The organism is Rhodoferax sp. UBA5149, assembly GCF_002413825.1.
Lineage (GTDB): Bacteria > Pseudomonadota > Gammaproteobacteria > Burkholderiales > Burkholderiaceae_C > Rhodoferax.
In genome coordinates this window covers 32,446-41,880 of sequence record NZ_DHXT01000097.1, presented here as the reverse complement: position 1 = coordinate 41,880, position 9,435 = coordinate 32,446, and the positions used below count along the sequence as shown (strand labels likewise).

The following is a 9,435-nucleotide window of genomic DNA, read 5'->3' as shown; positions in this document are numbered from 1 at the left end:
ACCCATCGGTAGCGGCCAGTTGCCCCGTGGCCGCGGAGATCGGCCCACGCCATCTCTACGGCTTGTGGCACGCCGAGTTTGAGGGTTTGCCGCAGGGTGCGACGCTGCTGTTTGAAAAGCATCCCGAGTTGACGGACAGCGTCAGCGGCGCCATCAACCGCGACGGCGTCAAAGCGCTGATCGCCGGTGATGTGGACCAGGGCGAATTGACCCTCGAAGAGTCGCTCGACGGCCAGCGTATTTCGGCCACTTGGCTGGGCACCGTGGTGGAGAAGTCGTGCGGCAGGGAGATCCGAGGAACCTGGAACAACGCCGCCACCGCAGCGTCGTACCCCTTCGTCTTGCGCAAGCTGCCAGGCTGGCAATAGCCCTGGGGTGACGGGGATGGCGGGGTCCATCCGCACGAGGCGTGCAACGTGGCGTGTCACAAACCGTTGACATCTGCCGTTTCTTGCCACAAGATACATTACTTAAAAAATCAATATTTGATTTACTGTGTAATGTTTTGATTGAACGACTCGGCAATTCAGCACCCCACCCATCTCATGAAGGTCAACCCGAAAAACCTGATCCTCGATCTCCTGCTGGCGGTCGGCGACGCGCCCCTGACTGCCCGCGATGCGATCCTGGCCGGCGCCCTCTTCAAGATCAGCGAAAACAGCCTTCGCGTCACGCTGGCACGCCTGTCTGCAGAGGGTCTGGTCGAGGCTGTTGGACGCGGTGCTTATCGCCTGGGGCCTGCGGCCACCGATCTCGCAGGCGATGTGGCCACCTGGCGCTCAGCCGAAACCCGGCTGCGACCGTGGCAGGGCGGCTATATCGTCGTGCACGGCGGCGCGCTGGGGCGCAGCGACCGCGTCGCACTGGGGCGGCGCGAGCGTGCCCTGCACATGATGGGTTTCAAGCCACTGGAGCGCGGCCTGCATATTCGTCCGGACAACATCGAACCCCGTGTTGACGATGTGCGCCAGCGTCTTTACAGACTCGGACTGGACCGCGACGCCGCCGTTTTTCTGGCCGACGGCCTCGACGCCGAGCGTGAAGCCCATGTCCGCCAGCTCTGGGACGGTCACGCATTGACACAAACCTACTGCCAGCTGCGGCGCCAGCTGGAGGCGTGGCTGGCCGGCGCGAAGGCGCTGGCGCTGGATACGGCAGCCCGTGAGTCTTTCTTGCTGGGCGGCAAAGCCATTCATCAACTGGTCTTTGATCCCCTGCTGCCGGCGCCTTTTGTCGATGCTGGCGAGCGCCACGCCTTCATCCAGACCGTGCACCGTTTTGACGAAACCGGACGTGCGATCTGGAACCGTTTTTTTGCATCCCTTGCCGAGACCCCGCCCCCTTTGGATTTCACCCATCAACCTGCCGAACTGGAGACCCTCAATGAACAGCCGAATTGAACCCACCCAAGCGTCCCCCTATCTGGCCGACACCCATGAAGTGAGCAACCTGTCGAGCGAGCTGTGCGACTACAACATGTACACCGAAGACGCCGCGCTGCAAGAAGCGGTGCAACGCGAAGGCGCCCAGTGGGCCGAGCGCGAACTCACCGAATTCGGCAAGATGACGGGGTCCGCCGACTATCTCGAACTGGGAAACCTGGCCAACAAGTTCACACCCGAGTTTGATACCCATGACCGCTTTGGCAACCGCATCGATCTGGTGAAGTTCCATCCGGCCTACCACCAGCTCATGAAGACCGCCATCGCGCACGGTCTGCACGCGTCACCGTGGACAGCGCCCGGACCAGGGGCCCATGTGGCCCGCGCCGCCAAGAGCTTTCTGCATGGCCAGGTGGAAGCGGGCCATGGCTGCCCCATCACCATGACGTTCGCCGCCGTGCCCGCGCTGCGCCTGCAGCCCGAACTGGCCGGCCTTTGGGAACCCAAGGTCACGGCCCGCGTCTATGACCCCCGCAACGTGCCGGTGGAGCAGAAGCAGGGCGTCACCATCGGCATGGCGATGACCGAGAAACAAGGGGGCTCGGATGTCCGCACCAACAGCACGCGCGCCTATCCGCTGGGCAGCGGTGGGCCGGGCCAGGCCTACGAACTGGTGGGGCACAAATATTTCGTTTCAGCCCCCATGTGCGACGCCTTTCTGGTGCTGGCGCAAGCGCCCGGCGGGCTCTCGTGCTTCCTGCTGCCGCGCTGGCGTCCGGACGGCAGCAAGAACCCGATGCAGGTGCTGCGACTCAAAAAGAAGATGGGCAACGCATCCAACGCCTCCAGCGAGACCGAACTGCGCGGCGCCCTGGCGTGGATGGTCGGCGAAGAGGGCCGCGGCGTGCGCAACATCATCGAGATGGTCAGCATGACGCGCTTCGACTGCATGATTGGCTCCAGCGCCGGCATGCGCATGGCGGCATCCCAGGCGCTACACCACTGCTCGATGCGCTCGGCCTTCGGCAAGGTGCTGAACCAGCAGCCCCTGATGCAAAACGTGCTGGCCGATCTGGCGCTGGAGAGCGAAGCCGCGCTGGCACTGACGATGCGGATGGCCCGCGCGATGGACCAGCGCGCCGACGAGCACGAAGATCTGCTGGTGCGGCTGGTCACCGCCGTCGGCAAATACTGGATTTGCAAGCGCACACCGAACCATGCCTATGAAGCCATGGAGTGCATTGGCGGCAGCGGTGTGATGGAAGACAGCATGATGCCGCGCCTGTACCGGGAGGCGCCCGTCAACGCCATCTGGGAGGGCAGCGGCAATGTGCAGTGCCTGGACGTGCTGCGCGCCCTGTCAAAGACGCCGACTGTGGTGGACGCCTTTTTTGCCGAAGTCAGCAAGTCGCAGGGGACGCATACCGGGCTGGACCGGTATGTTGCCAGCCTCGCCAAAGATCTCCAGGATTTGCGCGATTTTGAATACCGGGCCCGCGACGTGGTAGACCGCATGGCGCTGGCACTGCAGGCTTCGCTGCTGGTGCGCAACGCCCCGGCCTTCGTCAGCGATGCCTTCTGCCATTCGCGGCTTGAGCAGGTGGGCCACCACCACTACGGCTCATTGCCGCGCGGTGTGGATAGCGCTGCCATCATTGCGCGCGCGACACCGAAGATCAAGGGGTCTTCGGGACGTTGATGAGCTATCTCTGGCCTGCGGGCGGGACCACTGTCTCGATCTGCTTGAGGATGCCGCCGCCTTGCACGCTGCCACTGGCGCTGCCATGACCCTGGACGCGGGCCTGGCACGCGGCGCGGTCCGGCCCCGCCAACGCGTCGCAACGCAGCATGGCGTTGGCGTCAAGATTGGCCCCCTTGTCCAGCGTGCCACGCCGCTTTTCGGCTTGCGCCGCAGCGGAATTTTTCAGACAGGCCACCTGCTCCTCGCCCGAGGTATTGGCCATGCACCAGGCACGTTCCTGCTGGTAGTTTCCAGAGCTGTCAATGCCGGTGTCGCCGACGATGCCGACCTGTGCGGCCGCGCCGACGACCGCAAACAGGGCACTGCCGACAAAGTAGCCGATGGCCTTGCGGGTGCCAGCGCTGGTGAACGGAATAATCATGGTCACACTCCTTGAAAGGGAAGACAATTCAATCTACGAGGCATGTTGATGCGTCATGCCGATTTGCCGCCAGCTGGTTTCGTGGATCTCGACATCGAACTTTTTGGCGGCAGTCTGAATGCGCTTCCATGCCGCGTCACGCTCGGCATCGCTTACGTCGACAACCTGATTGAAACGCGCGACCGCGTTGCGCACATGGCTCGCATTTTCGAGCGGTTCTTTGCGTTGCGTCGGAAAGGCGAACTGTCCGGCACCGAGATCGTCGCGCTTCTTCGCAGTCAATTTTGTCATTGATGTCTCCGGTAGGTTGACGGTGATTGAGGAATGGCATACACGCTCCATCACTTTAGTTGCGCGAAGGAAAATCGTCTGTTCGCTATCGCACTGACGCCCGATTGGCGCGATTTCTCACAGTCGCCAACAGATTGACCTAGGGCAAAGAAGTACTTCAAAAATACGACTAGCATCTGCTTTGGAGGCTGCTGTGTTCGATCAATCTATTAGAAACATCATGGAGCAGAAGAAATTTCTTACTGCTCCGCCAGAGGCTACCGTCAGAGACGCGGCGAGACTGATGGCGGACAAAAATGTCGGTGCCGTCATGGTTGTCGAGAACGAGCATCTCGTCGGCATTTTTACGGAACGCGATGCAGTATTTCGGGTGATCGCGCAAGGGCGCGATGCCAGTGCCACGCCACTGCGCGACGTGATGACTGCCGCGCCCAAAACACTGGATCCGGGCAAGTCATACGGGCACGCGCTGCTGCTGATGCAGGAGAACGGTTTTCGTCACGTCCCGGTGATTGAAAACGGTCGACCCATCGGCATCATCTCGTCCCGCAATGCAATGGATCCCGACCTGGAAGAGTTCGCCTCGGAAGCGCGGCGGCGAGAACACTATCGCTAGGACATTGCCGGTTGTCAGCTGTCAGCTGTCGTCAACCATATTCATCTAGACGCGGGAATCCTGCTTAGGTCTTTCCAGGAAAGGCGTCAGCAAATCCATAGGAAGCGGGAAGATGATGGTTGTGTTCTTGTCGGCCCCGATGACGGTCAGTGTTTCCAGATAACGCAACTGGATCGCCTGCGGCTCCTGCGCGAGTATCTTCGCCGCCTGGAACAGCTTTTCGGAAGCCTGCAATTCGCCCTCGGCGTGTATCACTTTGGCACGCCGTTCGCGTTCCGCTTCCGCCTGGCGGGCAATGGCCCGGATCATGGATTCGGTCAGGTCGACCTGCTTGATCTCGACGTTGGCAACCTTGATGCCCCAGGAGTCGGTTTGCGCATCGAGCGCTTGCCGGATGTCCGAGTTCAATCTTTCTCGCTCAGCCAGCATATCGTCGAGCTGATGCTTGCCCAGCACCGACCGCAACATGGTCTGCGCCAGTTGACTGGTGGCGTTGAGGTAGTCGACGACCTGGATGATCGCCTTTTGCGGATCAATGACGCGCAGGTAGACGACAGCGCTGACTTTGACCGACACGTTGTCGCGCGAGATGACGTCCTGGGTCGGCACCTCAAGCACCACCGTGCGCAAGTCCACGCGCACGACCTGCTGGATCAGCGGGATGATGATCACGAGCCCCGGCCCTTTGACTTGCCTGAAGCGCCCCAGTGTGAAGACAACGCCGCGTTCATACTCGCGAAATATACGTACGGCGTTGAGCAAAAAAGAAAACCCCAGAAGCAAAATAATGCTGCCACCCAGCCAACCGGATTCAATGTTCATTTCGCTTCTCCTTGCGATCGGGCTCGACGGTCGCACCGAGCATCCGCTCGATTCAGCATAGCGATCAGGCACCCAGGTGTCAATCGCGGCCCGATCCGCGTCGCGCGTAAATGTTGATATGAAAAGGACGCACCGTGGCAAAATGCAGCGCCAGGTTGCGGCTTCGCTATCGAATGCCTGCAGAATCCAAGCACCAAATTAATACATTTCAAATGTCGGTCCGCATTAGTCTCCTGGTACTCGCCGCATCGCTTCTGGCAGCCCATTTTTTTCGGGCCGGCAATTTTCTGCTTGTCGCCTTGTGCCTGGCAACGCCGCTCCTGTTCCTGTACAAACGACGGTGGAGTCTTATCCTGTTGCAGTTCGCGGCCTATTGTGCAACGGCGAGCTGGCTGGGGACGACGCTGCAACTCGTCCAGTTCCGCCAACAGATGGGGCGGCCGTGGACCGCAGCCGTCATCATTCTGGTCACGGTCGCCTTGCTCACGCTGGCCGCCGGATTGCTCATGAACTCGCGCTGCATGCGTGAACGCTACCCCTTCTAGTAGCCCTTGCCATCCCGCGAATCACCCGCGTTATGGTCGCAGCAGCGCGTCGATGCCGAGCACGCTTGCGTCGTCGGCCCCGTGCCCCGCCGCGATGAGTTGATCCATTCGGGCCGCCACCGACGGCAGTGCCGCCATGGGCCGATCGCCCGTGGTCTCGAGCATCAACCGCACATCTTTGCGCGCCATCGCCAACTCAAAACTCGGTGTGAAGTTTCCTTTCGCCATATTCGCGCCACGCCCCGCCACGATCGCATTCAAGTCGATAAAACCGAAGAGATTGATGGCATCTTCGGCACTCACGTTGCTTGCCTGCGCCATCGTCAATACGTCAGCCATCACCGCCACGACGCCGATGATCATGGCGTTGCCGAACAGTTTATTCGCGGCGGCGAGGTCGGCGCGCTCGCCCATGTACTCCAGCCGACCTGTCATTTTTTCAAGATCGGCCTTGACGCTTTCGAACAGCACCTTGGGCCCGGCGACCATCATCGTGCCCTGCGCATTGCGCGCCGCTGGCGGGCCCATGAAGACGGGGCAGTGCAGGTACTTCAGCCCGTCGGCATTGAGACGTGCGGCACGCGCCGCGGTGCTTGTCGGCAGCGTGGTGGTGTGGTCGATGATGACCGCATCGGGTGATAGCCCGGCGCGCGCGGCCGCCAGTACCGCTTCAACGACGGTGTCGTCCTTAAGCACTAGGTGAATGCGCGACGCGTCGCGGACCGCTTCGGCCGGCGTTGCCGCTGCGATCACGCCAAAGTGCGCGAGCGCATGAACTTTTTCCGGCGAACGATTCCACGCGGTGACCGTGTCGCCGCGTTTTGCCGCGGCCTCGGCGAAGGCGCCGCCGAGCAAGCCGGTGCCGAGAAAAGCGATGTTTGCCATAAGTGGGCTCCTTGAGAGTGCGTGCTGTTGGGAGAGTCGCATGCGAGCGACGGGCGAGAAACTCAACTCCTCCCGAATATCTTACCGCGAGCTGGTTTGGCAAGCACCTCTTTTTGCATTTCTGAGCCAGGTGCGCCAGTCTGCATGCTGGCGCCGACGGACTACCGGCAACCACTCCTTGCGCATGGAGGTACGATGCAGATCCTTGCCATGGCGTTGTGGCCTTTCATGAATGAGCTTGATGCTCGCCAGACTGTCAACATAGCCGTGATGGCAGGCATCCGTCCTGAGCTTATGAAAAACTGCAATCCACACATGCCGCAGAGTATTGAATACAGATGTCTCGACTCCAGCGCCTGCTCCCTTTCCTGAAATGGCCTCGACCCAATGCCACGCTGCTGCGTGGTGAGGCGCTGGCAGGCCTGACCGTCGGCCTGATGGTGATCCCGCAGGGCGTGGCCTATGCGGCGCTGGCTGGCATGCCGCTGGTGACGGGCATCTATGCGTCGATGCTGCCGGCGTTGGTGGCGGTAATGTTCAGCGCCTCCACCCGCTTGTCGGTCGGGCCCACGGCGCTGACCTGCCTTTTGGTAGGCGCCTCACTGACAGGCCTGGCCGAGCCCGGAAGTGCCCGCTGGATCGACCTGGTTGTGTGGCTGGCCCTTCTGACGGGTCTGCTTCAGGTGGGGTTGGGTTTCATGCGCTTTGGCTGGTTGCTGAATCTGGTCAGTTCCCCTGTACTCATGGCGTTCACCCAAGCGGCCGGGGTGCTGATCATCGCCTCGCAATTGCCGACGATGCTGGGATTACCTACGGGCTGGCGCGGATTCATCGCGCAGCAAGCAATCCACTGGCCGTCGGCCGTCTTCGGTCTGGTAAGTCTCGCCCTCCTCACCATGGCGCGTCGTTGGCGGCCCACCTTTCCCACCGTGTTGGTCATCGTTCTGGCAACTGCTGGCGTGAGCGCATGGACTGGTTTCGAGGCCGGCGGCGGTGGCGTGGTGGGTCGTTTGCCCGATGGTTTGCCCGCTCTTTATTGGCCCACGCTGCCAAGCTGGGCCATGCTGAGCCAGTTGGTGCTGCCAACCTTGGTGATCACGCTGGTGAGCTTTCTGGAGACCGCCTCCAGCGCGAAGGTGGACAACGAGCGCCAGGGCCAGCGCTGGAACCAGGATCAAGACCTGATCGGCCAAGGTCTGGGGAAGATTACGGCCGGCCTGTGCGGTGCATTCCCAACCAGTTCTTCGTTCTCTCGCTCGGCACTCAACCTCTACGCAGGTGCGCGCACGGGTTGGGCCACCGTCGTATCCGTGGTGGTCGTCCTGCTCGCGCTATTGCTGTTCACACCGGTGCTGCGTCATGTGCCGAAGGCTGTGTTGGCCGCCATTGTTCTGGCGGCCGTGCTGGGGCTTGTTAAGCCCGGACAATTCGCACGGCTGTGGCGTGTCTCGCCGGTCGAGGCTGTCATCGCGGGCGTGACTTTTGCCATCACACTACTGGCTGCGCCCCGGTTGTATTGGGGCGTGCTTACCGGCGTGCTGATGGCTCTATCCCATTTCCTGTACCAGCGCCTGCATCCGCGCATCGTTGAAGTCGGCCTGCACCCAGACGGCAGCTTGCGGGACCGGCACCTCTGGCGCCTACCGCCTCTGGCACCCCACTTGTACGGGCTGCGCATGGACGCGGCGCTCGACTTCGCCGCCGCCAGCAGCTTTGAACGTGCCATTGTGGAACATCTGTCAGCCCACTCGTCAACGCAACACGTGTGTCTATTCGCGCAGCCAATCAACCGCATCGATGCCACCGGCGTAGATGTTTTTGTGAAAATTGGCTCGCAACTGCGACAGCGCGGCATCACACTGCACATCAGTGGCATGAAACTTCCTGCTGAAAACACGCTACGTAGCGCCGGTGAACTGTGCGACAGTCCGCTACTGAAGATGTACCGCACCGACGCGGAAGCGCTGGCGGCGCTGGAACGGTTAGAGGCATTGCCGACCGACATTGCGGCCACGGCGATTTGACCGGTTCATGGCAAAAATATGACGTGAAAAGGTACTCAATAACATTGAGTGGCGGGCTCACTTCCTTTGTGGACAGTCAGAGATAGCTTCTGCCGGTTGATGGCTGGTGGTCTCTCCTCCGCACAGACCAAACGGTCCAGTAGCGGTGTCCGAAACTGCGACGTCACAAAAGCAAAACGCCAACACAAGGTTGGCGTTTTGCTAACTGCGGAGACCGCATGTTTGTTGGTTGCGCGAGTAGGATTTGAACCTACGACCTTTGGGTTATGAGCCCAACGAGCTACCAGGCTGCTCCATCGCGCGGTATCTTTAGATTATAACCTATTATGCCTTCGCTGTCTCGTCGACAGGCAATTCAACCACTGTTGCGCGATCAACCAATTCAACCAAAGCCATAGGCGCATTGTCGCCAACGCGGAAACCCATTTTCAGGATACGTGTGTAGCCACCCGGACGGGTCTTGAAACGCGGACCCAGGTCGTTAAACAACTTGACAACGCTATCGCGGTCACGCAGACGATCAAATGCCAGGCGGCGATTGGCCACGGTAGCTTCTTTTGCCAGAGTGATCATGGGTTCGATAACGCGGCGCAGTTCCTTGGCTTTGGGAACCGTGGTTTTGATGACTTCATGCTCGATGAGCGAGTTCATCATGTTGCGCAGCATCGCCAAACGATGCGAGCTGGTGCGATTGAGTTTACGTAGTCCGTGTCCGTGACGCATGGTGCTTTCCTTTAGTTATATAAC

Annotated in this window: 11 protein-coding genes and 1 tRNA gene; 6 read left to right on the top strand and 6 right to left on the bottom strand. The window is 60.7% G+C overall.

Going from position 1 to position 9,435, the window contains the following annotated elements:
- The 3 genes from B3V69_RS08470 to B3V69_RS08460 all read left to right on the top strand — a co-directional run.
- Window positions 1-368 (top strand): hypothetical protein (locus tag B3V69_RS08470; protein ID WP_296445581.1); only part of this gene is annotated, 368 nt, incomplete at its 5' end.
- Between the two features lie 141 nt (window positions 369-509).
- Window positions 510-1,400: a PaaX family transcriptional regulator C-terminal domain-containing protein gene (locus B3V69_RS08465; RefSeq protein WP_296445579.1), complete on the top strand. Its 891-nt coding sequence runs from the start codon at window positions 510-512 to the stop codon at window positions 1,398-1,400.
- Complete coding sequence (locus B3V69_RS08460) at window positions 1,384-3,081, top strand: isovaleryl-CoA dehydrogenase (RefSeq protein ID WP_296445577.1); 1,698 nt, start codon at window positions 1,384-1,386, stop codon at window positions 3,079-3,081. Before B3V69_RS08465 ends, B3V69_RS08460 begins: the two co-directional genes overlap by 17 nt.
- Before the next feature lie 4 nt (window positions 3,082-3,085).
- Here B3V69_RS08460 and B3V69_RS08455 read toward each other — a convergent pair whose 3' ends face one another.
- Window positions 3,086-3,505 carry a hypothetical protein gene (locus B3V69_RS08455; RefSeq protein WP_296445576.1) on the bottom strand — a complete coding sequence of 140 codons (420 nt, stop codon included), beginning with the start codon at window positions 3,503-3,505 and terminating at the stop codon, window positions 3,086-3,088.
- 33 nt (window positions 3,506-3,538) lie between these two features.
- Window positions 3,539-3,796, bottom strand: coding sequence for a DUF6582 domain-containing protein (locus tag B3V69_RS20750; RefSeq protein ID WP_414707496.1), 258 nt, complete (start codon window positions 3,794-3,796; stop codon window positions 3,539-3,541).
- Window positions 3,797-4,016: 220 nt separating this feature from the next.
- Between B3V69_RS20750 and B3V69_RS08445 the strand changes: the two genes are divergently transcribed.
- A complete protein-coding gene (locus tag B3V69_RS08445) occupies window positions 4,017-4,412 on the top strand; it encodes a cyclic nucleotide-binding/CBS domain-containing protein (RefSeq protein WP_296445571.1) in 396 nt (131 codons plus the stop codon).
- Between the two features lie 45 nt (window positions 4,413-4,457).
- Here the strand turns inward: B3V69_RS08445 and B3V69_RS08440 are convergent, their stop codons facing one another.
- Window positions 4,458-5,234 carry a slipin family protein gene (locus B3V69_RS08440; RefSeq protein WP_296445569.1) on the bottom strand — a complete coding sequence of 259 codons (777 nt, stop codon included), beginning with the start codon at window positions 5,232-5,234 and terminating at the stop codon, window positions 4,458-4,460.
- Window positions 5,235-5,368: 134 nt separating this feature from the next.
- Here B3V69_RS08440 and B3V69_RS08435 point away from each other — a divergent pair, with 134 nt between their 5' ends.
- Complete coding sequence (locus B3V69_RS08435; RefSeq protein WP_296445568.1) at window positions 5,369-5,779, top strand: hypothetical protein; 411 nt, start codon at window positions 5,369-5,371, stop codon at window positions 5,777-5,779.
- A 30-nt stretch (window positions 5,780-5,809) separates the two neighbouring features.
- Here B3V69_RS08435 and B3V69_RS08430 read toward each other — a convergent pair whose 3' ends face one another.
- Window positions 5,810-6,664, bottom strand: coding sequence for an NAD(P)-dependent oxidoreductase (locus B3V69_RS08430; RefSeq protein ID WP_296445566.1), 855 nt, complete (start codon window positions 6,662-6,664; stop codon window positions 5,810-5,812).
- A gap of 338 nt (window positions 6,665-7,002) precedes the next feature.
- On the opposite strand from B3V69_RS08430, the gene B3V69_RS08425 reads away from it, so the two are divergent.
- The gene (locus tag B3V69_RS08425; RefSeq protein WP_296445563.1) at window positions 7,003-8,688 is read left to right on the top strand and encodes a SulP family inorganic anion transporter; all 1,686 of its coding nucleotides are present in this window, start codon (window positions 7,003-7,005) and stop codon (window positions 8,686-8,688) included.
- A gap of 226 nt (window positions 8,689-8,914) precedes the next feature.
- Here B3V69_RS08425 and B3V69_RS08420 read toward each other — a convergent pair.
- Window positions 8,915-8,991, bottom strand: a tRNA-Met gene (locus B3V69_RS08420).
- Between the two features lie 21 nt (window positions 8,992-9,012).
- A complete protein-coding gene (rplQ, locus tag B3V69_RS08415; protein ID WP_296445562.1) occupies window positions 9,013-9,411 on the bottom strand; it encodes a 50S ribosomal protein L17 in 399 nt (132 codons plus the stop codon).
- Between the last annotated feature and the right edge of the window lie 24 nt (window positions 9,412-9,435).

Bases quoted from the DNA above. Each gene is read 5' to 3' on its own strand.
- B3V69_RS08460 (WP_296445577.1), top strand. From the start codon at position 1,384: ATGAACAGCCGAATTGAACCCACCCAAGCGTCCCCCTATCTGGCCGAC.
- B3V69_RS08455 (WP_296445576.1), bottom strand. From the start codon at position 3,505: ATGATTATTCCGTTCACCAGCGCTGGCACCCGCAAGGCCATCGGCTAC.
- B3V69_RS20750 (WP_414707496.1), bottom strand. From the start codon at position 3,796: ATGACAAAATTGACTGCGAAGAAGCGCGACGATCTCGGTGCCGGACAG.
- B3V69_RS08445 (WP_296445571.1), top strand. From the start codon at position 4,017: ATGGAGCAGAAGAAATTTCTTACTGCTCCGCCAGAGGCTACCGTCAGA.
- B3V69_RS08440 (WP_296445569.1), bottom strand. From the start codon at position 5,234: ATGAACATTGAATCCGGTTGGCTGGGTGGCAGCATTATTTTGCTTCTG.
- B3V69_RS08430 (WP_296445566.1), bottom strand. From the start codon at position 6,664: ATGGCAAACATCGCTTTTCTCGGCACCGGCTTGCTCGGCGGCGCCTTC.
- B3V69_RS08425 (WP_296445563.1), top strand. From the start codon at position 7,003: ATGTCTCGACTCCAGCGCCTGCTCCCTTTCCTGAAATGGCCTCGACCC.
- rplQ (WP_296445562.1), bottom strand. From the start codon at position 9,411: ATGCGTCACGGACACGGACTACGTAAACTCAATCGCACCAGCTCGCAT.